At 59.9% G+C, this 23,017-nt stretch carries 15 protein-coding genes and 2 pseudogenes; 9 read left to right on the top strand and 8 right to left on the bottom strand.

Annotation, left to right across the window (positions count from 1 at the left end):
• Nucleotide 1: 1 nt before the first annotated feature.
• Nucleotides 2-568 carry an elongation factor P gene (gene efp / locus NMD14_05600; GenBank protein XEI33892.1) on the top strand — a complete coding sequence of 189 codons (567 nt, stop codon included), beginning with the start codon at nucleotides 2-4 and terminating at the stop codon, nucleotides 566-568.
• A 56-nt stretch (nucleotides 569-624) separates the two neighbouring features.
• On the opposite strand, the pseudogene NMD14_05595 reads toward efp, so the two are convergent.
• Nucleotides 625-1,587 (bottom strand): annotated as a pseudogene (locus tag NMD14_05595) (IS1595 family transposase).
• A 157-nt stretch (nucleotides 1,588-1,744) separates the two neighbouring features.
• Here NMD14_05595 and NMD14_05590 point away from each other — a divergent pair.
• A pseudogene (locus NMD14_05590) lies at nucleotides 1,745-2,508 on the top strand (alpha/beta hydrolase family protein).
• Nucleotides 2,509-2,662: 154 nt separating this feature from the next.
• Nucleotides 2,663-3,619: a D-2-hydroxyacid dehydrogenase gene (locus NMD14_05585; protein XEI33891.1), complete on the top strand. Its 957-nt coding sequence runs from the start codon at nucleotides 2,663-2,665 to the stop codon at nucleotides 3,617-3,619.
• Nucleotides 3,620-3,697: 78 nt separating this feature from the next.
• Here NMD14_05585 and NMD14_05580 read toward each other — a convergent pair whose 3' ends face one another.
• The 4 genes from NMD14_05580 to NMD14_05565 all read right to left on the bottom strand — a co-directional run bounded on the left by NMD14_05580 (nucleotide 3,698) and on the right by NMD14_05565 (nucleotide 8,785).
• On the bottom strand, nucleotides 3,698-5,077 hold the full coding sequence (locus NMD14_05580; GenBank protein ID XEI33890.1) for an IS4 family transposase: 1,380 nt from the start codon (nucleotides 5,075-5,077) through the stop codon (nucleotides 3,698-3,700).
• 149 nt (nucleotides 5,078-5,226) lie between these two features.
• Nucleotides 5,227-5,703, bottom strand: a complete 477-nt coding sequence (locus NMD14_05575; protein ID XEI33889.1) for a hypothetical protein — start codon at nucleotides 5,701-5,703, stop codon at nucleotides 5,227-5,229.
• A 245-nt stretch (nucleotides 5,704-5,948) separates the two neighbouring features.
• On the bottom strand, nucleotides 5,949-7,475 hold the full coding sequence (locus NMD14_05570) for a sensor domain-containing diguanylate cyclase (protein XEI33888.1): 1,527 nt from the start codon (nucleotides 7,473-7,475) through the stop codon (nucleotides 5,949-5,951).
• A 143-nt stretch (nucleotides 7,476-7,618) separates the two neighbouring features.
• On the bottom strand, nucleotides 7,619-8,785 hold the full coding sequence (locus tag NMD14_05565) for a transposase (GenBank protein ID XEI33887.1): 1,167 nt from the start codon (nucleotides 8,783-8,785) through the stop codon (nucleotides 7,619-7,621).
• Nucleotides 8,786-9,137: 352 nt separating this feature from the next.
• On the opposite strand from NMD14_05565, the gene NMD14_05560 reads away from it, so the two are divergent.
• On the top strand, nucleotides 9,138-9,740 hold the full coding sequence (locus tag NMD14_05560) for a nitroreductase family protein (protein ID XEI33886.1): 603 nt from the start codon (nucleotides 9,138-9,140) through the stop codon (nucleotides 9,738-9,740).
• Nucleotides 9,741-9,886: 146 nt separating this feature from the next.
• Here NMD14_05560 and rdgC read toward each other — a convergent pair whose 3' ends face one another.
• Nucleotides 9,887-10,798, bottom strand: coding sequence for a recombination-associated protein RdgC (gene rdgC / locus NMD14_05555; protein XEI33885.1), 912 nt, complete (start codon nucleotides 10,796-10,798; stop codon nucleotides 9,887-9,889).
• A 179-nt stretch (nucleotides 10,799-10,977) separates the two neighbouring features.
• On the opposite strand from rdgC, the gene NMD14_05550 reads away from it, so the two are divergent.
• The 3 genes from NMD14_05550 to NMD14_05540 all read left to right on the top strand — a co-directional run bounded on the left by NMD14_05550 (nucleotide 10,978) and on the right by NMD14_05540 (nucleotide 16,486).
• The gene (locus tag NMD14_05550; GenBank protein XEI33884.1) at nucleotides 10,978-11,406 is read left to right on the top strand and encodes a GNAT family N-acetyltransferase; all 429 of its coding nucleotides are present in this window, start codon (nucleotides 10,978-10,980) and stop codon (nucleotides 11,404-11,406) included.
• 104 nt (nucleotides 11,407-11,510) lie between these two features.
• Nucleotides 11,511-12,737 (top strand): exonuclease SbcCD subunit D C-terminal domain-containing protein, encoded by a 1,227-nt coding sequence (locus NMD14_05545; GenBank protein ID XEI33883.1) that lies wholly within the window; start codon nucleotides 11,511-11,513, stop codon nucleotides 12,735-12,737.
• Nucleotides 12,734-16,486 (top strand): AAA family ATPase, encoded by a 3,753-nt coding sequence (locus tag NMD14_05540; protein XEI33882.1) that lies wholly within the window; start codon nucleotides 12,734-12,736, stop codon nucleotides 16,484-16,486. The genes NMD14_05545 and NMD14_05540 overlap by 4 nt, the downstream gene beginning before the upstream one ends.
• Nucleotides 16,487-16,579: 93 nt before the next feature.
• Here the strand turns inward: NMD14_05540 and NMD14_05535 are convergent, their stop codons facing one another.
• The gene (locus tag NMD14_05535; protein XEI33881.1) at nucleotides 16,580-17,344 is read right to left on the bottom strand and encodes a dioxygenase; all 765 of its coding nucleotides are present in this window, start codon (nucleotides 17,342-17,344) and stop codon (nucleotides 16,580-16,582) included.
• 179 nt (nucleotides 17,345-17,523) lie between these two features.
• A complete protein-coding gene (locus tag NMD14_05530) occupies nucleotides 17,524-17,766 on the bottom strand; it encodes a hypothetical protein (GenBank protein ID XEI33880.1) in 243 nt (80 codons plus the stop codon).
• A 308-nt stretch (nucleotides 17,767-18,074) separates the two neighbouring features.
• Between NMD14_05530 and pykF the strand changes: the two genes are divergently transcribed.
• Together pykF and mscK are read left to right on the top strand one after the other, a co-directional pair.
• Nucleotides 18,075-19,487, top strand: coding sequence for a pyruvate kinase PykF (pykF, locus tag NMD14_05525; protein XEI33879.1), 1,413 nt, complete (start codon nucleotides 18,075-18,077; stop codon nucleotides 19,485-19,487).
• Nucleotides 19,488-19,637: 150 nt separating this feature from the next.
• Nucleotides 19,638-22,967, top strand: coding sequence for a mechanosensitive channel MscK (gene mscK / locus NMD14_05520; protein ID XEI33878.1), 3,330 nt, complete (start codon nucleotides 19,638-19,640; stop codon nucleotides 22,965-22,967).
• Nucleotides 22,968-23,017 lie beyond the last annotated feature (50 nt).

Raw genomic sequence — 23,017 nt, 5'->3', positions numbered from 1 at the left:
CATGAAAACCGCACAGGAAATCCGCGCTGGTAACGTAGTCATGATCGGCACCGAGCCGATGGTGGTTCAGAAGGCTGAATTCAACAAATCCGGCCGTAACTCCGCCGTGGTCAAAATGAAGCTGAAGGGCCTGCTGAACGGCAGCGCCACCGAGACTGTCTTCAAGGCCGACGACAAGCTGGACGTTGTTCAGCTGGAGCGTAAAGAGTGCACCTACTCCTACTTCTCCGATCCCCTGTATGTCTTTATGGACACCGAGTACAACCAGTACGACGTAGAGAAAGACAACCTGGGTGACGTGCTGAACTACCTGGTAGACGGCATGGAAGACATCTGCGAAGTGACTTTCTACAACGAGAAAGCCATCTCCGTAGAGCTGCCGACCACCATCGTGCGCGAAGTTGAGTACACCGAGCCGGCTGCCCGTGGCGACACCTCCGGTAAAGTGACCAAGCCTGCCCGTCTGAAGGGCACCACCTACGAGCTGGCTGTTGCCGCCTTTGTAGAGATCGGTGACAAGATCGAAATCGACAGCCGCACCGGCGAATTCAAGCGTCGCGTCAACTAATTGACCGCTTTGAATTGATTGCAAAAAAGCGAGCCACCGGCTCGCTTTTTTATTGGCTATGTCCCAATTACGTGTTGCATGGGGTGCCCCAGCGCCTCATGCAAACACGCTTTGATATTTACGCCCCTCCCGTAACGCGCCAGCATCCTGCGCCAACCCAGATAATTCCTCAGATAATGAGTTGCCACACCATGAAAGCGCACCATCCATTCTTTCAACCGATGGTGATATCCGTTTACATGTTGGATGTGGAATGCCCCTACCACCCTCTCACCCTGACGATTGCGCACTACTTGATGAGTCACGCCCTGCACTTTACTGAAACTGGCATACACGCCCGCACCATCGCTACACAACACCGCATCCGGTGACACCAACGGCTTCAACACCGCGATGACCGTCTCGGCATCCATTTTCTCCAACTGAAAATCCGCATGGTGGCCTGCACGGTCTTGTACCACCATCACCGGGATGTAATCTGACCCGGTTCCACGAGTTCGACCTTTACCCCCGCGATGACGTGGCGGGCGCGGCAGCCCCCGTTGCCCCTTGAACGATTCGAGGAAAAAGGTCTCGTCTACCTCAACGATGCCCTCTTCCCTTGTGGCTTGATGGGTTGCCATTGCACGCAAGAAGCGGTGACGCCAGAGGAAGGCGGTATTTTTGCTGACTCCGCAACGCCGCGCTGCCTGGCGGACGGTCAGTCCTTCGATGAGGGCTTGCGCGTAGTCTTCCCAGCACTGTGCTTTGCGCAACCGCGCCAGAGGCGTCTTTGTCAGCACGGAGCTGGTGCGTAGGCACACTTTGCAACGGTAGCGGCGCAGTCCCCGACTCCATCCCCAAGGGGCCAGCTGATTGGCATCGGCCTGACAATGAGGGCAACCGCTGCATGCTGGTAACTGGGTATTGAGCGAGGTAATGGCGTGTGGCGCAGTGAGCTCCTAGTGAGCAACACGGCGCTGGCGCAGGGTTAACTGGGGAAAGAGGGACAACAGGTGTTGAAAGGCTGGGGTATCCATGATGGTAGACCTCAAGGTGATGGCCTACTTCAAGCTTAGCCTTTCAACACGTAATTGGGACAGCGCCTTTTTATTGCCTGCGTATTGCCATTACACCGCCTCCCCCTTCAGAAAATCCCGCTGCCGCCGCTAACCCGGATAACCGGGGGAGCACACTATGGCCAGATTATCCTTATCACTGCTGATATTGACCATGCTGGCTGGCCATGTTGCGCAGGCGAGCGAGGTTGCACCGCCCATCGCAGAGCCACAGCCCCTCGACCACTGGCAAGCCAGCGACTGGAAAGGGCGGCCCGATGCCACCCAGATCGACAAGCAGACGGTGCTGTTCGCCAAACACGACAGTGCAAACTATCTGGGGCTCGCCATCCTGCTGCCAGACTGGCAGCGCGGCGGCCAGCTGTGGCAACTGACCCGCGCCCTCGGCCAGCTGGGCTTTGATACCCTGCTGCTGCTCCCCTCCCCCAACAGACCGAATTGGACCCTGCCGCCGAGAAAAAAGCGAAAAAAAGCGATGAATTTCGCAAGCAACTGGCCGAGCGGATCAGCAAGCTGGCCGATGCCAAGCTGCAGGAGGGGGGCTTCAAGCTGATCCTGGCGCAAGGCACCGGCGCCGCCTGGACCGCCAACCTTATCGCCAGCGAACAACTGCCTGCCCCCGATGCGCTGGTGCTGCTCGACGGCTTTTTCCCCGACCAGCAGAGCAACCAGATCCTCGCGAAAGAGATAGCGCAGGGCACCATTCCGACTCTGGATCTCTATCAGGAGGATGGCGGCCGCTGGCCGCTGCTGGCGGCCGAGGCGCGCCAAACCGAGAGCCGCCGCAGCCACAAGCTCAACTATCGCCCCTACGCCCTGATGGCACTAGACGAAACGCCCGCCCGCATTCAAGGGTGGCTCAACCACCTGGGTTGGCTCTGAGTCAATACACACAACCTCTGTCATGATGCGACAAAGCGCGCGCAAGCTCACATCTGCCGGATAAAGCCCAGCCATAACACAGCGGCGGGCTGGCCCTGACCGCATCCTCTTTGGCATCATGGCTCTTCGAACCTGAACAATGGCAGGAAGGTCCATGCAGCAAATCGTATTTCTCGACAGCGATACCCTGGATGCGGGCATCACCCTGCATCATCCCGACTTTCCCCACCACTGGCAGAGTTATCCCAGCACGGCCCCGGAACAGGTGGTTGAGCGGCTGAAAGATGCCAGCATCGCCATCATCAACAAGGTGCGCATCGGCGCCGCCGAGCTGGCCCAGCTGCCGGAGCTGAAACTCATCGCGCTGGCCGCCACCGGTAGCGACAACGTAGATCTGGAAGCGTGCCGTGCCGCCAACGTCGGGGTGTGCAATATCCGCAACTACTCGGGCCCCTCGGTGCCGGAACACGCCATGGCGCTGATGTTGTCCCTGTCACGCAACCTCTTCTGCTGGCGCCAGTCGCTACTGGAGGGGCGCTGGCAACAGAGCGGCCAGTTCTGCTTCTTCGACCACAACATCATGGATCTGCACGGCAAGCAGCTTGGTATCATCGGCAAGGGCACCCTGGGCCAGGCGCTTGGCGAGCGGGCCACAGGGATGGGGATGACGGTGCGCTACGCCCAGAGTCAGGTCGGCGCCAGCCACGACGAGGATCGGTTGCCGCTCGATGAACTGTTGCAAAGCTCGGACGTCATCAGCCTGCACTGTCCGCTCACCCCCTACACCCGCAACCTGATTGGCGAGCGGGAGCTGGCGCTGATGAAACCGGGCGCCCTGCTGATCAACGTCGGCCGCGGTGGCCTGGTGGATGAAGAGGCGCTGCTGCAAGCGCTGGCCAACGGCCGCCTCGGCGGCGCCGGTTTCGATGTGGCGAGCGTCGAACCGCCGCCTCCCGATCATCCCTTGATGAAGGCGCTGCAATACCCCCACTTTATCCTGACTCCTCATGTGGCCTGGGCCAGCGAGGAGTCGATGCAGCGTCTTGCCGATCAGCTGATCGACAACATCAACGCCTTTGCCGCCGGTCGCCGCCAGCACCGGCTGGTGTGATCTCGCGATCGGGTAACCACAAAATAGAGTGACCACACCATGCAAAACGGGGCCAACAGGCCTGTCTCTTGATCACAACTATTGGTGCTCAAGAGACTGCGCCAGTTCGTAGCCTTCCAGGAGGGTCTGGAGTCGAAACCAGCCCTCCCATAATGCCGCTATTGAAGCCCGCCCCGTTCGTTTAGTGTCCTTCCAGCCCCCCAGCTTGGCCAGGCTCCGGTACGCCCATCTCATATCCGGCACCTTGGTTGGCAACGGCGTTTTCTCTACCTTTCGCCAAAGCAGCTTCCACCCCGTCGGGCCTATCACCGTTTCGCAGCTTTGATTCTGTGCCGATGACTCCTCGTTGATAAACCTCAATTGCAACAGACGCACCGCGATAAACGACAAGATGACGCACATCCGCTTCAGGTTATCCATGCTCTGCATCCTTAAGGTTTCTACCCGAGTGCCGGCACTCTTCCAGACCTTGTGATAATCCTCGATAAGCCAGCGCCGCTCGTAATAGCCGATAACCTTGCGGGCCTGTGCATCGTCGGTCACGGCCTCACTAGTCAGCAGGTGCCACTCCAGCCGGTCAGAGGCATCGCCCTGCTCAATGCATCCCACGTAGTAGAGCGGGATATCCGGCTCGTTACGCTTGTTGGCCGGAGCCTTTAGGGTGACTTTGGTAAACTTGATGTCGAGCACGGCCTCTCTGGCTTTTCTGCCGCCCCGCTGCGGTATTTTGACGACCTTGGTGCCGGCAGAGTGGCACTGCCGGGCATAGTCGTAGAGCTTGTGGTCATGCTCTTCGATACAGCGACTTTGCATCGAGCGCACCACAAAGCGTTGTTGGTTGCTCTGCTTGTAATGCAGATATTCGTAGATATCCGCTTCCCGGTCACAGACCGAGATAACGTTGGCCATCTGAGTGCCGAGACGGGCGGCAAAGGCCACGGATGCCTCCTCCCACTTGCGACTCTCTTTCTCCTTGTAAGGCCGGGTGGCATGCCGGTGGCTCTCTCCCCGCTTGCTGACATCACGGGTCCAGATACGCTGTGCAATCATGCCGACCACCTGCGATTTATGCGGAGCAAACAACAAGACGGAGTGAGCCAGCAGAGCGCGACTACTGCCTTGATTGGTGTGCCCCAGCTCATCATGGACGCTGGCATGGTTGAAGGTCAGGGCCGTGGTATCTTCCAGTGCCAGCAACAGGTCGTAGTCCCTGGCTAGGGCTGCGGTGGTGGCAAAGCCTGCATCAGCAATGGCATCGGCATTGACATGGTGGTTGCGAATAAAGCGATATGAGCCTTCCATGTCGGCGGGTGAGAGGGGAAGTTGTGACACGCAATCTCCGGGTTGTTGAGCAAGGGCGGTGGCGAGTTTGACGAGACGTTCAGTGCGTCTGGGGTCCTTGAGATTGGCATGGCCAAACTGGTCGAATGCCCATTGTTCGAGTTGGGTGAGATGCATATTAGAGCCGTGATAAGGGATGGCAAAAGAGTCAGATCACGGAGAAGGGAAAAGGTTCAAAAAAATCCCCAAGCGATGCTTGGGGATTTGTGTATAAGAGACAGGCCAACAGGCCCCGTTTTGCATCTTCCGCATTCACTGCTCGCGCATTAATCGTCGTCGTGCCATTTATGCTTTTTATGTTTCTTGTGCTTTTTGTGGTGCTTGTGATGGTGGTCATCATCATCGTAATAGCGATCCTGACTCTTGTGACCATCGCCGGTCTTGGCACCGATGGCCGAGCCACTGGCCCCACCAACCCCGGCTCCGATCAGCTGACCGGTATCGCCACCGACACTCTTGCCGATGGCAGCACCACCCAGCGCCCCCACTGCGCCGCCAAGGGCCGCTTCATTCTTGTTGCCCTTCTTGGCCGTCGCCGCGCCACCGGCAGCACCGCCCAACGCAGCCCCCACCAGCGCGCCGGTATCACCACCCAGCTCCTTGCCGATCATGGTGCCCGCCACCCCGCCTGCGCCGCCACCGAGAATGGTGTTGAGGGTCTCGGAGGCGTGCACGGTCGTGCTGCCAGCGAGCAAGGCGCCCAACAGGGCCAGTGTGCGAAGCGCGCGCGAATTCATCTCCATGGATACTCCTGTCAAACCTGATTAATTCCCCTGCACTATACAAAGAGCCATCAGGTTCGCCAGCCAGCAGAAAAGAGGGATGCGACAATCAATGGCCACACGGTCGCAGCCAATACTGAAAGTGTATAATCAAGCTATTGAATTTAAATGTGAAAATTGAAATCGTACCAAGCCGCCACGGCAAGATGGACAACAAACTGTCTGTCGCATCGCGACGAATATTCGCCACGCTGGGACAAAAGCTGTCAGTCTGCTGCACCTTCTGCCAGATGCCAGCAGTTACGGCCACCCTCCTTGCTGCGGTAGAGGGCAGCATCAGCCCGCTCGAAGATGGGGTTGGCCGCGGGCGAATTGCAGGCTCCGCCGGCACTCAGGGTGATCGACCCATGGTATTCACGCCACTTTTGCTGACGCACCAGTTCAAGCAGACAACTGAGCTTCTCCACCAGCTCATCCTGTGGCGGTTGCAGCAAAGCGGCAAACTCATCGCCACCAATCCGGTAAACCGTGCTCACCCCCAGCACATCAGCAAGGCAGTTGGCTACCCGACACAGCACCTGATCGCCGAAGGCATGACCCCAACGGTCGTTGAGCCCCTTGAAGTGATCGACATCAAACAACAGCAGCCAGAAGCGCTCCCCCCTCTGTTCCAGCGCAGCCTTGTGCTGCTCGAAAGCTCGTCGGTTCATGATACCGGTCAGGGGATCTCGCAACAGCGCATCTTGCCCTTTTAGAAAACTGGCCCTGACCTGATCGATTTCGTTCAAGCTACGCCGCACAAACCAAGTCTTTGACTCGGAGATGGGGGCGAAAGTCTCTGAATCGCGCACGATCCCGGTCAATGATCCCGACACCAACTCCTGCTCCTGGCGGAAGATCCGCACCAGCAGAATCAGACTGCAACACCAGATGGCAAACAGCGAGAGCAGTGGCAACACCACCATCAGCAACGCATCACAGAGGCTGTCACGAAACATCACGGGCGGCAGATAGATATTGAGATCCCAGCCAATATCCGCCAGCTCGCGCTTGATGTAAGCCCCATGCCACAGCACATCCAGACCGAGCCACTGCTGGCCCTGATGCTGCTCGATAGGGTGATCCGCCAGCAGATCCATATTGCTGCCCACCACCAGCTGATCGCTGCCGCGCAAGGTCAGATAGAGTGCCGCCTGATTGCCGCCAACCGTGCGCTGTAGCGCCTGCTGCAGCGAGTCGAATGACATGTCGACCATCAGCAAACCCAGCAGTTGCCCCTGATCGTCCCTCACCCGTTTGATCAGGCTGAGTATCAGCTCCTGAGTATCGTATTCAGGGTAGGGACCAAACCAGACGGGCTCGTCACCCGGCATAGCGGTCAGCTGATACCAGGGACGCAGTGCCGCCTTAAAACCGGGGGGAGCAAGCCACTCCGGGTAGCTGTCGATGCGATCCGCATTCATGTTGTAAAAGTAGATGTAGTGGTTGCCAGGCTTGATCTGATGCGCAATGGCCCAGATAGGGGAGTCTGCCGGCTCGCCGCGGGCAATCTTCTCCTTGTCGAGGGAGGCCTCCAGCACCGCCAGTTGCCGCTCATTGACCTTCACCATCTCGTGGATCAGGGACGCCTCAACGGAAGAGGCCATGTGGCCAAAGCCGGATATCGTCATGTCGATATCCCGCAGATAGCTGGCAATGGCCATGATGAGTGTCATTATCAGGATCAACAAGCCAAGTAGTGCAGAAAGAGGGGCCAGCACATAGTAGCGCTTGTTAAGATACGAGCGACTCACATGACATCCAAACAGTGGAAAACATAGCGGGATTGTGCGAGAGAAAGGCGAGGAAATCATTGATTAATATCACATTCCCCCTCCTTAGATGACATTTCCAACAGTGACTGCTCCCCGCCGCAAGCGGCGAGGCTTCCCACTTCTTAGGCCGCGACCGTCAGATTGACGGATTTACGCTGGCCTCCATGGGCAGAAACGGCGAGCCCCGCCGCTTTTAATTCCAATATTCCTTGCTGTCGAATGTTCATGGCCGCGTTGATGTCGCGGTCATGTTCTGCCCCACACGCTGGACATACCCACTGTCGCTGGTGAAGTGGCATCTCCGGCATCTTGTGGCCGCACTCGCTACATGGTTTAGAGCTGGCAAACCACTGATCGAGTTTGATTAGGTGGCGGCCCGCCGCTTGGGCTTTGTACTCCAGCCTCATGATAAAACTATGCCAGCCAGCATCACCAATGGCGCGGGCCAGCTTGTGGTTTTTCATCATATTGGTTGTTTTAAGCGTCTCCACGATGATCGCTTGGTTATCGTCAACTATCGTGCGAGAGAGTTTGTGCTGAAAATCAGCGCGAGCATGGGCTACCCGCTCGTGCAGGGCGGCCAGCTGTAATTTGGCCTTACTACGATTGGCACTGCCTTTTGTCTTGCGAGACAGTGCTTTTTGCTTTCGCCGCAGATTGTGACTGGCGTTGATAAGATGGCGCGGGTTGGCCATCTTTTTGCCACTCGACGCAATGAGGTAGTGGGACAGCCCCATATCATAGCCTGTCACCTCTGTGATGAGGGAGGGCTTGGCGGGAGCCTCACGGCCATCATCGCAAAGGATGGAGGCATAGTATTTCCCTGTCGGGCCACGGCTGACCGTGATACTGGAGACCACGCCGATAATATCTCGGTGAATGACAGCTCGGATGGGCGTCATCTTCGGTAACAGGATGGCATCGGTCAGCACTTTGCCATTGGGGTGATAACTGGATTGCCTGCCTCTCTTGCTCTTGAAGGTGGGCATCCTGGCCTTGAGCTTGGGGTTGAAAAAATTGGCGAATGCCTTATCCAGGTTGATCACCGCCTGCTGTAAGGCTTGTGAATCGTACTCTTTCAGCCAGCTGTATTTGCGCGATTTTTTTGCCACAGCGAGCAGGGGTTTCAAGTCGCGTTTGGGTTTCAGTGAAACCCTGTGGCGCTGGAACATGTGCCGCTGAATATGAAGGGCTTTGTTGTACGCGAACCGCACCGCGCCGAACTGGGCATTGAGGAATGCCGCTTGTTCGTCGGTGGGGTAAATACGTACTTTTGTGGCTCTTTTCATGATTAAAAACACAGGCTGTATATAAGCACAGTTATAGCGCGTGCCAGTGAAATCAACAACCGCTGCGGACGTGCGGCAGGCGCGACTATCGAGACACTGAAGACATAGGCGGGCTCGCAAACGCATCAGATTAGCTCCCCTTATATCCCCGCCCGATTGGGCTAGGGTTTACGGGGCATCTGCTAACAACAGAACAAGGTTCACAAACGAATATCAACTGACAGGAAAAAAGCTCGTTACCCAGGGTTAACACCACTCTGCATTATGGGTGTTATAGTCTATTCCTGACGCGGCCAGCGCTGGGCAAACCGTCCATCATCGGCAGCAACGCCAAGCAGAACAAGGAGATGTTATGAGCAGTCCGTTTATCGAGCAGATCAAAGCACGTCGTACCATCTATGCCCTGGGTGACCAGGTGTCCCATACGCCGGAGCAGCTGACGGCCCTGATCCAGGATGCCATCAGGCACAGCCCCTCCTCTTTCAACTCCCAGAGCTCCCGCGCCGTCATCCTGTTTGGCGCCCAGCACCACAAGCTGTGGGATATCGTCAAAGCCGAGCTGAAAAAGATCGTGCCGCCGGAGGCCTACGCCCAGAGTGAGGCCAAGGTGGATGGCAGCTTCCGCGCAGGCTTTGGCACAGTGCTGTTCTTTGAGGACACCGACGTCATCAAGGATCTGCAGCAAAAATTCGCCCTCTATGCCGACAACTTCCCCATCTGGTCGGAACATGCCACCGGCATCGCCCAGTTTGCGGTCTGGACGACGCTGGCGCAGGAGAAGGTCGGCGCCTCCCTGCAGCACTACAACCCGCTTATCGACGAGGCGGTACGCAAGGAGTGGAACCTGCCCGCCAGCTGGCTGCTGCGCGCCCAGATGCCCTTTGGCAGCATCAAGCAAGCGGCCGGAGAGAAGACCTTTATCGACGACGCCACTCGCTTCCGCGTCTTCAAATAACTGTCAGATAACAAAACGCCCCCGCATCTCGGGGGCGTTTTTATTGTGGCAGGCCGTGTTGATGGCGATAGCTCATGCCGCAGTATGAGGCCGCAGCGCACACTCCGGCGCTCAGGATGGCAGAGGCCAAACAGGTGCCAGTCCGGTTAGATGGACTGCTCTTCGCCACCCAGGGCGGCAAACAGCGCCGGGATAAACTGGGCCAGCTCGGAGGTGACCAGCGCGAAGTCGGCATCCAGACGGGCGGCCGGATCCTCGCTGGTGACGTCGTCGTTCTGTTCGCGCAGCTCTTCGCTGAATTTCAGGCGCTTGATGGAGAGATCATCCCCCAGCACGAAGCTGACGGTCTCGCCCCAGTTGAGGGCCAGCTTGGTCACCAGCTTGTCATTGGCCAGATGGTTCTTGATCTCGTCGGTCATCAGATCCTGCTGCTTGCAGCGGATGATGCCGCCGTGCTCCATGGCACTGCGCAGCTCGGCTTCGTCTTCCAGAGTGAAGGAGGCAGGCAGATTGCCCTCGTTCAGCCACTCGGTCATGGTGATCTCGGGCGGGTTCTTGAGGGCCACCGGCACCACCGGCAGGGAGCCGATGGATTTGCGCAACAGCGCCAGCAGATCGTCTGCCTTCTTGGCAGAACCTGCGTCCACCACCATTAAATTGTCGGCCGGATTGATCCAGGCGAAGGTCTGGCTGGTACGACTAAAGGCACGGGGCAGCAGGGTGTGGAGGATCTCCTCTTTCAGCGCTTCCTTCTCTTTCTTCTTGAGGGCGCGTCCCTGTTCGAACTCGATCGCTTCTACCTTCTCGGCCAGCATCTCCTTGACCACGGTACCGGGCAGCATCTTCTCCTCTTTGCGGGCGCAAATGAGGATGTGGCCGGAGGCAGAGTGGGTCAGGGTTGAGCCGAATTTGCCAAGGGGCTTGACCCACCCGAAACGGGAGATGTCCTGACTGCCGCAAGGGGTGAAGGCACAGGCTTCCAGCTGGGTTTCCAGCTGATCCACGGTCAGGTCAAAGGGGCGGGTAAAGCGATAAATCTGCAGGTTTTTAAACCACATGGCGTCCTCGGTCTTTAGATTGTCCGGCGGGCATTGTACTAGAGAGGCGCTTTGTGATCAGCCAATCATTCTCGCTAAATAAAGGGCGATCGACCTCACAGGGTCTCATTTATAACACCTGAGCCCGTGCCAAGTTCCCCTAGACTGCGAGAGTGCCAGTTGTTAACAAGGATGAAAGTATGTTACGGCCAAGTCGCCCGGAAGACATGGAAGAGGTCGTCGAAATCTGGCTGCTGGCCTCCCTGCAGGCCCACGATTTCGTTGATGCCTCCTGCTGGTGGCAGGCCCAGGAGGATCTGCGTACCCGCTATCTCGATCGCGCTGCCATCTGGGTGTTCGAGGAGCGCGGCGATCTGCTCGGCTTTATGGCGCTGGTGGACAACTTCCTCGCCGCTCTCTTTGTGCGCCCCGACCGTCAGGGCCGCGGCGTTGGCCACGCCCTGCTGCAGGAGGCCAAACGTCAGGGGGCGTCGCTCCACGCCCGGGTCTTTGTTGAGAACGATCAGGCGGTGCGTTTCTATCGCCGCCACGGCTTCGTCATCGAGGCCGAGGAGTCCGATCCCCTCACCGGCCACCCCCAATACCGGATGTGCTGCGAACCGGCCTGAATCCAAAGCCAGCCCCCTGTTTTACTTGAAAAAAGCACGGGGCATCCTCATCTTGTCTCCATCAGGTGCCGCGGGCACCATCCCTGCAACCGGGCTGCTTTCCAATGAAAATCCTCCATACCGCCGACTGGCATCTTGGCCATCAACTCCATGGTCATGACCGCCGTTTTGAACACGATGCCTTTCTCAACTGGCTGAGCGACACCCTCAAGGCGCGCGAGATCGACGCCCTGTTGGTGGCGGGAGATCTGTTTGATACCGCCAATCCGCCTGCCTGCGCCTGGCAACAGCTCTACCGTTTTCTGGCGCGGCTGCGCGCCGAGATGCCCCACCTCAACATGGTGCTGATCGGCGGCAACCACGACTCCCCCTCCAAGCTCGATGCTCCCCACGAGCTGCTGCGCGCCTTTGATCTGCATCTGGTGGGCAGCATCAGCCGCGACAGTGAGGGCAAGCTCGAGACTGACCGCCTGCTGGTGCCGCTGCAAGACAAAGAAGGCAAGATTGCTGCCTGGTGCGCTGCCGTGCCGTTCCTGCGCAGCAGCGATTTGCGGGTAGAGCAGCTGGCTGAGGGGCAGGACAGGTTGATCGAAGGGGTACGGCAGGTCTATGCCGAGGTGCTGGCCGAAGGGCGCGCTCGCTGCGGCGAGGATCTGCCGCTGATCGCCATGGGCCACGCCTATCTGGCGGCGGGCCAGCTCTCCGAGCTTTCAGAGCGGCGGGTGCTCGGCGGCAACCAGCATGCCCTGCCCGCAGATCTCTTTGCCAATGCCGACTACACGGCGCTCGGCCACCTCCATCTGGCCCAGAGCCCGGCCACTGGGGTGCACTACAGTGGCTCTCCGCTGCCGCTGTCGCTCGCCGAAGCCAACTACAACCATCAGGTGCTGGAAGTGACCTTTGCAGAGGGCAAACTGACCGGATTGGAGCGGATCCCGGTACCCCGAGCGGTGGAGATGATCCGCCTGCCCCAGAGCACCCTCGACGACGCACTCAAAGCCATCGCTTCGCTCGAACTACCTGCTTGTCCACAAGAGGCACAACCCTTCCTCGAAGTGCGGCTGCTGCTGCCCAAACCCGAAGCCCGCATCCGCGAGCGCATTCTGGCGGCCATCGCCGACAAACCGGTGCGTCTGGCCCGCATCAGCACCCAGTATCAGGGCTCGGGCGAAGGGCTGGCCGATGGTCGCGAGCGGCGCAGGCTCGATGAGCTCTCCCCCACCGAGGTGTTTCGCCTCTGCTATCAGCGCCAATTTGAAGGGGAGCCCGAGGCAGAACTGGTCGCCTCGTTTGAAGAGATCCTGGAGCAGGTGAAGGAGTCTAACCAATGAAAATCTTGTCTCTGTCAGGTGAAAATCTAGCCAGTCTGACCGGCCCCTTCACCATCGACTTTACCAGGGGGGCGCTCGGCTCCGCGGGCCTGTTTGCCATCACCGGCAATACCGGCGCAGGCAAGAGCACATTGCTCGACGCCATTTGTCTCGCCCTCTACGACGAGATGCCGCGCTTTATCGCCAATCGCAAGAACGTGGCCGAAGTGGGCCGCATGGATGACGAAGAGAAGCTCAAGGCCAACGACGTGCGCGGCATCCTCAGCCGCGGCCACGCCAGCGGCTTTGCCGAGGTGCAGTTTCGCGGCTGTGATGGCCGCATCTGGCTGGCCCGCTGGGCGGTGCGCCGCGCCCGCAACCGCTCGGAGGGTCGTTTTCAGGCGCAAGAGCGCACCCTGACCGATGTGGAGTCCGGGCAGGTTTTCTCCGGCAGCAAGCGGGAGCTGCAGGATCGCATCGACGAGCTGGTGGGTCTCTCCTGGGAGCAGTTCCGCCGCGCGGTGATCCTGCCGCAGGGGGAGTTTGCCGCCTTCCTTAAGTCGGACGCCAACGAGCGCTCCGCCCTGCTCGAACGGATGACCGGCACCGAGCTCTACTCCGCCATCTCCATCCAGACCTATGAACGGGCGCGGGAGGAGCAACAGAAGCTGGCCGCCATCACTCAACGCCTCGGCGACGTGGCGCTGATGGACGAGGCGACCCGCGAACAGTGGGTGAGCCAGCAGATAAGCCTCTCCACCACCCTCAAGCACGAGCAGCAACAGCAGCAGCTGATGCAGGACTTGCGCGACCTCAACAGCCGCATTGCTGCCCAGATGCAGGGCTGTGCCGAAGGACAGGCGGCGCTCGATGCCGCCCTGCAGGCCCACGGTGCTGCCGCCCCCGAGCGCGAGGAGTTTGCCCGCGCCGAGCAGGCGCTGGTGGCCCGCGCCGATCACGACGAACTGGCCCGCCTCACTCTGGAAGTGCAGCAGCAGGAGAAGGTGATTGCCGAGCTAGGGCCGGAGCTGGCCAAGCTCGAGGAGCAGACCCAGCAGAGCGCGTTGACCGAACAGCAACTGCTGGCTGAGAAGATCGCCGCCGAGCGGGAATGGGGCGCCCTGCAACCCGAACTCAAGCGGGCGCAGGAGCTCGATACCCGCATCCGGGAAAAAGTGCAGCAGTTGCAGAAGATCCAGCAGGAGGGAGCGCAGGAGCGAGAGGTCCAGCTCACCCTCGAGCAGGGCTGGCGCGAGCAGAGCCGACAGGTGGAGCTGCTCAAGCAGCAGCACCAGCAGTGGGGGCTCTGGCTCGAAGAGCACAAGGAGCTGGCCCCGGTGGCCCGCCAGTGGCAGCCCTTGCTCACCGCCATGCAGGATTGGGCCGACGATGCCGACAAGCTGCAACAGCTGCTCACCCTGCGGGATCACCAGCTGCGCGCCCTGCAGCAGTTGCTGCGCCAGCTGGAGCAAGGTCAGCAGGAGCGCGACTACTGGCAACAGGAGCAGACGCGGCTGCAACAGCAACAGCACGAGCTGCAGGAGCAGCAGTGGGAGAGCCGCCTCGCCAAGGCGCAGGAGCAGTGGCAACAGCAGACCGAACAACTGGGTCAGCTGCGCCAGTTGCTGGAGCTTGCCGACTATGGCCGCAACCACGGCGAGCAGCATGGCCGCTTGCAGCAGGAGATTGCCCAGCTGGAGCTAGCGCTAGGCAAACTCGCCACCCTCGGCGAAGAGCTGGCGCCCGCCCGCGAGCGGCTGGCCCTGCAGCGGGATGAGGTGCGCCACGCGCTGGAGCAGTCCCGCGCCATCGCCAGCTTCGAGCAGTATCGCCATATTCTGAGCGATGGCGAACCTTGCCCGCTGTGCGGTTCCGGGGAGCACCCATACAGCCAGAGCCAGCCACAGGTGGCGGGGATCCTGGGTCAGCTGGCGGAGCGGGTCAGAAGCCTCGAACTCGAATGGGAGCGGCTCAACCATCAATACATTCAGTGCGAGAGCGAGCGTCAGGAGCTGGCCCGCCAGCTGGCAGTGCGTCAGCAACATCTGCCGGAGCTGGAGGCGCGCGCCGAGCAGTTGACCCAGCGCTGGCAACAGCTGGGGGGCGATACCCTGCTCGGCCATCCGCTGCCGCTGCGCCAGAGCCCCATTGAATGGAATGAACTGATGAGCACCCTGCTCGGCCGCGGCCAGGCGCTGGAGCTGGGGTTGGCCCACAGCCAGCAGCAGCTGCGTCAGGCCCAGCTCGGTCAGCAACAGTTGCAAGGGGTGCGTCAGCAGCTGAGCCAGCTGGCGGCCCAACACCAGCAGTTTGACCAGCTGTGGCAGGAGGCCGACCGCCAGCGCATCGCGCTGGAAGGGGAAGTGAAGGGGATGGGCGAGCAGGAGGCGACCCTGCGCCAGCGCCTCGAACAGGGTGCCCACCGCCTCGACGAACAAATGGGCGGCCAACCGTGGCGCCAATGGCTCGGCAGCCAGCAGTGGCACGAATGGCAGCGGGCCTGCGAAGCCTGGCTGCACGGCCAGAGCGAGTGGGAGCGGCTGGCCAGCGAGATCGCCAGCCTCACCCCGGCCCTGAGCGCACAGGAGGCGCGCCTGCAGACCCAGCGCGAGCTGCTGCACAAGCTGGAGCGCGACTACAAGGAGCACGAACAGCAGCGTCAGGGGCTGCTCACCAGCCGCGCCGCCTGTCTGAATGGCGAGGAGATCCCGCTGGTCGAGAGCCGCTGGCAACAGCGGCTGCAACAGCTCGCCAGCGAACTGGAGCTGATGCAAAGCGGTGCCCGCGCTCTGCGCGAGCGGCAGACCGAGCTCAAGACCCGCCTCACCCATGTGGAGCAGGAAAAGCAGACCAGCAGCCGCCGCAAGCGGGAGGTGCTGGGGCGCTGGGCTGCCCACGCCAGTACCCTTGGCATTGCCGAATACGACCTGCGCCGCCTGCTCGCCATCAGCCCCGATGAGCTCAAGGTACGCCGCACTGCCCTGCAAGGGCTGGAAGATGCCCTTGGCGAGGCGCGTACCCGTCTTGCCGAGCGGCAACGGGCGCTGGCACTGGAGGAGAACAAGCGGGATCGCTATCGGGAGCACCATCCCGAGCTGGCCGCCCTGCCGGATGCAGAGCTGAGCGAGCAGCTGGCGGCACTCGATGCCCGCTGCCGCGCCCTTGAAGAGCAGCTGTTCGAGTGCAAGAGCAAGCTGGCACAGGCCGAAGCTGCGGCGCTCAAGGCGGGCAGCCTGCAACAGGAGCTGGCCACCCAGCAGGCGGTGGCCGACCACTGGCAGCAGCTGTGCGATCTGATCGGGCAAGCCAACGGCGCCAAGTTCCGCACCTTTGCCCAGAGTCTTACCCTCGAGCGTCTGCTGCTAGAGGCCAACGCCCAGCTCGCCGAACTGTCGCCGCGCTACCGGCTGGAGCGGGTACCCGGCACCGATCTGGCGCTGCAGGTGGTGGATCTCGACATGGGGGACGAGGTGCGTTCGGTGGACTCCCTCTCCGGTGGCGAGAGTTTTCTGGTGTCGCTGGCGCTGGCGCTGGCTCTCTCCAGCCTCTCGTCACGGCAGACCCAGGTCGAGTCGCTGTTTATCGACGAAGGGTTCGGTACGCTCGATCCGGACAGCCTGGATCTGGCGCTTGCCAGCCTCGACTCCCTGCAAGCCGCCGGTCGCCAGATCGGGGTCATCTCCCACGTCCAGACCCTGGTTGAGCGGATTGGCGTGCAGATCAGGGTCGAAGCCCTCGGCGGTGGCGAGAGTCGGGTGCTGGTCCCCTGAGTCCCATCGGGTCAAGCACCAGCACCATCGGCTCAATCACCACGCCGTAAACAGCAAGACCCCGCCAATTGGCGGGGTCTTGCTGAGAGGCTATCAACCGAAGCGGTAGGCGCCCATGTAGAGGCTGCCGCCATCCCAGCTCTCGTGCAGCCGGGTCGGAGCTACACCATCGGCCGCCCCCAGCGCCACAAAGAGCGGGCGCAGGTGGTCGTCGTGGGGATGGGACTCCACCGCTCCGGGAGCCAGCCGACGATAGTCGAGCAGCGCCAGCCGATCCTCGTCGGCCATCTTCTGCTCCAGCCAATCGACAAACTGGCTGGCCCACTCCGGTACTGGCGAGCCTTCCGGTGCCAGCGCCCGCAGGTTGTGGGTGATGGCGCCGGAGGCGAGGATGCCAATCCCCTGACTGCGCAGCGCCCCCAGCACCTCCCCCAGCTGCCACAACTGGGCTGGAGTGAAGCTCGCTGGGATGGAGATCTGCACCAGCGGGATCTCGCTGTCGGGGTCGATCAGGGAGAGCGGTGACCAGACCCCGTGATCCAGCTCGCGCCGCGCCGGGGTGGCGGTCAGTCCGGCCAGCGCCAGCTGGTCGCTCACCCCTTGCTGCAACCACTCGGGACTGCTGGCAGGCCAGCGCATCCGGTAAAGGGGTTCGGGAAAGCCGTAAAAGTCATACATCAGCGCCGGTTTGGGCTCGACGTTGATCTGCAGCTCGCGGCTGAACCAGTGGGCGGAGATGACCACCAGCCCCTTGAGCCCACCCAGACGCAGGGTTCGCAGAAAGCGGGTGGCGGGTTGCTCACGCAGCACCAGATCCGGTGCGCCGTGAGAGATAAACCAGACGGGGGCGAGGGACATAAAGCGGACTCCAACAAAGTATCAGGGGGCGATACCGGAGGGGATATCGCTGTTGGAATCGATTATCCCCTCGCCACTTAAGGTGAACAATCCAGCAAGATAGATAAGCACTATCAACCAATGATTGATAATTTCACTCCTTCACTCCTTCCTTCACGACCGGGAAACGGCAATAGATATCAAGGCTGCGGTGCATCCGGCAGCGGTCGGGCTGCACGAAGCGCCATCCGGGTCGCGGCACAGTGAGCCTGCCACTCTCGCCACGCCAATCCCTCGGCGGCCGCCTCCCCTTTCACCGGATGGGAGAAGATCGCCAGCAGACCGGCATTGTCAGGCCAGTCGCGAGCTGGCAGCGCCTGAACCAGCATCAGGGCGACGCCCAGCAAGAGCAGAGTCCATCCGGTTTCATGGCTGTTTTTCATCCCGACCTCCTTCACCCGTGCGCCAATGAACTAACATTTTTGCGCAAGCCGGTGACAAGACGGTGACAGCGGGCGGGTGGTCATTTTACAACATCTGAACCACAACCCGGCCAAACAACCACAGATGGCAACATTTGTATCCCTTCAGCCCAAACCTGTGGCCGTATGCTCTAAAATGTGACCCACAGGAAAACGTTATCCCTGAAAAGAAAACGTTATCTGGTCAAAACGTTGTTTCTGGATCATAAAAAGATTCCAAAAACTGGTGTATATTGCTCGGCGGAAATTCCTTAACCATGAAGATTGACATGAAAAAGACCAAAATTGTCTGCACCATCGGTCCGAAGACCGAATCCAAAGAAATGCTGGCCAAAATGCTGGACGCCGGCATGAACGTCATGCGCCTGAACTTCTCCCACGGTGACTACGCCGAGCACGGCAGCCGCATCAGCAACCTGCGCGCTGTGATGGCCGAGACCGGCAAGCACGCAGCTATCCTGCTGGACACCAAGGGTCCGGAAATCCGTACCATGAAGCTGGAAGGCGGCAACGACGTCGCGCTGGTCGCTGGCCAGACTTTTACCTTCACCACCGACCAGACCGTGGTTGGCAACAAAGACAAAGTGGCTGTGACCTATGCAGGTTTCGCCAACGATCTGCGCGTCGGCAACCGCATCCTGGTTGATGACGGCCTGATCGGTCTGGACGTGATCGAAATCACCGAGCGCGAAGTTGTCTGTAAAGTGCTGAACAACGGCGACCTGGGCGAGAACAAAGGCGTTAACCTGCCGGGCGTCTCCATCAAGCTGCCGGCCCTGGCCGAGAAAGACAAGCGCGACCTGATCTTCGGTTGCGAGCAAGGCGTTGATTTCGTTGCTGCTTCTTTCATTCGTAAGAAAGAAGACGTTCTGGAAATCCGTGAGCACCTGAAAGCCCACGGTGGCGAGAACATCCAGATCATCTCCAAAATCGAAAACCAGGAAGGTCTGGACAACTTCGACGAGATCCTGGCTGTTTCCGACGGCATCATGGTTGCTCGTGGCGACATGGGTGTCGAGATCCCGGTTGAAGAAGTTATCTTCGCCCAGAAGATGATCATCGCCAAGTGCAACAAAGCCCGCAAAGTGGTTATCACTGCCACCCAGATGCTGGACTCCATGATCAAGAACCCGCGTCCGACCCGCGCCGAAGCTGGCGACGTGGCCAACGCCATCCTGGACGGTACCGACGCAGTGATGCTGTCCGGTGAGTCCGCCAAGGGTAAGTACCCGCTGGAAGCCGTGACCATCATGGCCACCATCTGCGAGCGTACCGATGCAGTGATGCCGTCCAACCTGTCTGCTGCCAACGACAGCAACAAGCTGCGCATCACCGAAGCCGTATGTAAAGGCGCGGTAGAGACCTCCGAGAAGCTGGACGCCCCGCTGATCGTGGTGGCTACCGAAGGCGGCAAGTCTGCCAAGGCCATTCGCAAGTACTTCCCGAAAGCCTGGATCCTGGCTATCACCACCAACAAGAAAACTGCTGCCCAGCTGGTGCTGACCAAGGGTGTGGTTGCTCACGTGGTTGACAGCATCGCCTCTACCGACGATTTCTATCGCATCGGTAAAGAAGCCGCGCTGGAAATCGGCATGGGTCTGAAAGGTGACGTGGTTGTGATGGTCTCCGGTGCTCTGGTACCGAGCGGCACCACCAACACCGCATCTGTTCACGTTCTTTAATCAGAGCTGAACAACTTGAAAACGGCGCCTGCGGGCGCCGTTTTTTTTGTCCCTCCCCCCTGCTTACCTGACAAGCCCGGTGTTAGAATCCACGCTAATTTAATCTATGCGGGAAATTTCCCGAATATCGCGCAATAACCCGGAAGTTATATGTCCTCAACATATTTGAAAAGAGTCTCGGCTACCCTGTTGCCGCTGCTCTGTCTCCTTGCCAGCCTCTGCGCCCCGCAAGCCATGGCGCAAGATGTCCCCTCTCGCAACGTCGTTCAGCGAGCACTGGATGGTCTGGGTAAATCAGAGACCCTGACCGTCAGTCAGCAAGCGGATCAGAAGTTGCTGACCGACACCCTCGCCCTGCTCGACAGCATCGACAAGGAAGAGGCCAAGGCCAAGACCCAGGCACAACGGATACGCAACCTGCCCACCGAACTCAGAGAGATCAGCGCCAAACTCGATGCCCTGACCAAGGGCAAGAGTGCCGAGCAGCTCAAGAGCGAATACGCCAGCATGAGTCTGGCGGAGCTCGACAGCCGTCAACCGGAAGTGCTGGCCAACATGCAGGAGGCCCAGGAGGTCCTCGGCACCATCGGCAGCCAGCTCACCAGCTTGCAGACCCTACCGGAGCGGGCCCAAGCCAACATGAGCCGAGCCTACCAGCGCAGTCAGGAGATCCGCAGCCGTCTCAACGCCGGTGAAAGCATCTCCAGCGCCGAAAAGATGAAGCTCAATACCGAGCTGGCGCTGCTGGATCTGCAACTGGCCAACCTGCAAAAAGAGCTGGATAACCGCACCAGCATGCAGGATCTGGTGGTCAAACAACGGGACTACCAGAGTGCCCGTCTTGCCAACGAGGAGATGAAGCTTCAGGTGCTGCAGGAGCAGAGCAGCGCCAAGCGCCTCGGCGATACCGAGAAAACCGCCGAGCAGACCGGCGAGCTGGTGGCCACCGAAGACAACCCCTTGGTACAAAAAGAGCAGGAGATCAACCACCAGCTCAGCCAGCAGCTAGTCAGCGCCACCACCAGCCTAAACTCGCTGGCACAGAAAAATCTCCAGGCAAAGACCGCCCTTGAGCGCGGCACCCAGACCGAGCGCAACCTCAACGAACAGGTGCAGATGCTCAAGGGCAACCTGCTGCTGTCGCGTATCCTCTACCAGCTCTATCAGCAGTTGGAAGCGCTGCCCTCTAGCCTGGTGAAAAATCTGGAAGAGCAGATCGCCGATCTGCATTTGGCCCAATTCGAACTGAGCCAACAGCGTGACCAACTGTTTCAGAAAAACCAGTATTTGGATAACCTGCTTGCCAGCAGCAGTGAACCGGTGAGTGATGAGGACAAGGCAAGCCTCGCCAAGCTTATCGACACCCGCATCAGCCTGCTGGATCAGCTAAACCGCCAGATGGATGCCCAGCTCACCAATGCCATCAGTCTACAGTTGACCCAGCAGCAGTTGAGCCGCGTCTATGCCTCCATCGAGTTCACCCTGCAACAGCACATTTTCTGGGTCAGCAGCAACAAGACTATCGACACCAAATGGTTCATCAACTGGCCAGCTCAGGCCTATAAGCAAGCATCCGACTGGGTGCTGAAACCGGACTGGAAGGGCTGGGGACGCATGTTACTCCCCATTACATTGCTTTCCCTTCCCCTGCTGTTGGTCGGCGGCCTGCTGCTGTGGAAGCGCCCTACTCTGGCCGATCGCCAGAAGCGGATAGCCAAGGATCTTGGCCGTTTCCGTCAAGACAGCCAGTGGCACACCCCCCGTGCCCTGCTGTTCACTGTCCTGCAACGTCTACCGGGTTCCCTCTTCATCTTGGCCGCCGGTCTGATGCTCACCTTCTGCGGCCTGCTCAGCCCCAAGCTCATCATCCAGATCACCCTAAACCTTGCCCTCGGTTATTTGGTGTTCAGCGTCTATCTGGCGGTGATGCGCCCCGGGGGGATCGGCGAGTCCCATTTTCGGATCCCCAAAGCCGACCTGCAGGCTAAACGCACCAGCATGCGCTACATCTGGCTGCCACTGCTGCCGCTCATCATGCTCGCTACCAAGGCGGTGGTTGAACCCTCCACCCTTGGCAACGACGTGATCGGTCAGGCCATGACCCTGGCCCTACTGGGGCTAACCGCCTATCTGGTGTTCCCCATCTCCCGCGCCCGCATCAAGGGCGAGGCCAGCATGCAGAAATCGCTGATCGCCATCGCTCTCGCACTGGCGCCGGTGGCACTGATCGTGCTGGCGGTACTCGGTTACTACTACACCGCGCTGAAGCTGACCGGTCGCCTGATTGAATCCTTCTACCTCATCATCATCTGGAGCCTGGTCTACCGCACCGCCCTGCGTGGTCTGGAGCTGGCGGCACGTCGTCTGGCCTACCGCCGTGCGGTGACCAAGCGTGAGCACAAGTCTTCGGAAGATGCGGAAGGGGGCGAGTCCATCGAAGAGCAGCCCATGGATCTGGAAGATGTCAGCCAGCAGTCCCTGCGTCTGACCCGTACCGTACTGCTGCTGATCTTCGGCGTCGCCTTCTACTGGCTCTGGTCCGATCTTGTCGCGGTCTTCTCCTACCTCGACAGCATGGTGCTGTGGCACCGCAGTGAAGGCACCGGCGCCAACGCCGTGCTGTTCCCCATCAGCCTGAGTGACGTACTGATCGGCTTCCTGCTGCTCGGCGGTGCCTGGTCACTGGCGCGCAACCTGCCGGGCTTGCTGGAGGTACTGGTACTCTCCAAGCTCAATCTGGCTCAAGGTACCGCCTACGCCATCACCACCATGCTCAACTACGTGCTGATCGGTTTTGGCTCACTGACCGCTCTCTCCATGATGGGCGTGCAGTGGGACAAGCTGCAGTGGGTCGCGGGTGGTCTGTCAGTCGGTATCGGTTTCGGCATGAAGGAGATCCTCTCCAACTTCGTCTCCGGCATCATCATCCTGTTCGAGCGTCCGGTGCGGATCGGTGACACCGTCACCATCGGCTCTTTCTCCGGTACCGTCTCGCGGATCCGCATTCGCGCCACTACCCTGACCGACTTCGACCGCAAAGAGGTGATAATCCCCAACCAACAGCTGATGACCGAACGGCTGATCAACTGGTCGCTGAGTGACACCGTCACCCGGGTGATCGTGCGGGTGGGCGTGGCGTACGGCTCGGATCTGGAGCTGACCCGCACCCTGCTCAAGCAAGCAGCCGACGAAAACAGCCGAGTGCTGAAAGACCCGGCCCCCATCGTCTATTTCCTCACCTTTGGCGCCAGCACCCTAGATCACGAGCTGCGCTTCTTCGTGAGCGAACTGGGTGATCGCAACCCGGCGGTGGACGAGTTGAACCGCAAGATCGACCAGCTGTTCCGCGAGAATGGCATCGAGATCGCCTTCAACCAGATGGATGTCTACATCAAAAACATGCAGGGCGAAGAGCAGAAGGTGGAGTCCAGTAAGGCCACTCTGTCAACGCCCACAGAAGAGGGCAAGCAGCCGACCTGATCGCAGGTCGCAATACCCGGATGGCTACAGCCGCTCACCAAGGTGAGCGG

Origin of the sequence: Aeromonas veronii (assembly GCA_041319085.1) — a bacterium.
Taxonomy (GTDB): Bacteria; Pseudomonadota; Gammaproteobacteria; order Enterobacterales; family Aeromonadaceae; genus Aeromonas; species Aeromonas veronii_F.
Note: the sequence above shows the minus strand (reverse complement) of the source record. Positions and strands in the feature narration are given on the sequence as shown.

Bases quoted from the DNA above. Each gene is read 5' to 3' on its own strand.
- efp (XEI33892.1), top strand. From the start codon at position 2: ATGAAAACCGCACAGGAAATCCGCGCTGGTAACGTAGTCATGATCGGC.
- NMD14_05585 (XEI33891.1), top strand. From the start codon at position 2,663: ATGCAGCAAATCGTATTTCTCGACAGCGATACCCTGGATGCGGGCATC.
- NMD14_05580 (XEI33890.1), bottom strand. From the start codon at position 5,077: ATGCATCTCACCCAACTCGAACAATGGGCATTCGACCAGTTTGGCCAT.
- NMD14_05575 (XEI33889.1), bottom strand. From the start codon at position 5,703: ATGGAGATGAATTCGCGCGCGCTTCGCACACTGGCCCTGTTGGGCGCC.
- NMD14_05565 (XEI33887.1), bottom strand. From the start codon at position 8,785: ATGAAAAGAGCCACAAAAGTACGTATTTACCCCACCGACGAACAAGCG.
- NMD14_05560 (XEI33886.1), top strand. From the start codon at position 9,138: ATGAGCAGTCCGTTTATCGAGCAGATCAAAGCACGTCGTACCATCTAT.
- rdgC (XEI33885.1), bottom strand. From the start codon at position 10,798: ATGTGGTTTAAAAACCTGCAGATTTATCGCTTTACCCGCCCCTTTGAC.
- NMD14_05550 (XEI33884.1), top strand. From the start codon at position 10,978: ATGTTACGGCCAAGTCGCCCGGAAGACATGGAAGAGGTCGTCGAAATC.
- NMD14_05545 (XEI33883.1), top strand. From the start codon at position 11,511: ATGAAAATCCTCCATACCGCCGACTGGCATCTTGGCCATCAACTCCAT.
- NMD14_05540 (XEI33882.1), top strand. From the start codon at position 12,734: ATGAAAATCTTGTCTCTGTCAGGTGAAAATCTAGCCAGTCTGACCGGC.
- NMD14_05535 (XEI33881.1), bottom strand. From the start codon at position 17,344: ATGTCCCTCGCCCCCGTCTGGTTTATCTCTCACGGCGCACCGGATCTG.
- NMD14_05530 (XEI33880.1), bottom strand. From the start codon at position 17,766: ATGAAAAACAGCCATGAAACCGGATGGACTCTGCTCTTGCTGGGCGTC.
- pykF (XEI33879.1), top strand. From the start codon at position 18,075: ATGAAAAAGACCAAAATTGTCTGCACCATCGGTCCGAAGACCGAATCC.
- mscK (XEI33878.1), top strand. From the start codon at position 19,638: ATGTCCTCAACATATTTGAAAAGAGTCTCGGCTACCCTGTTGCCGCTG.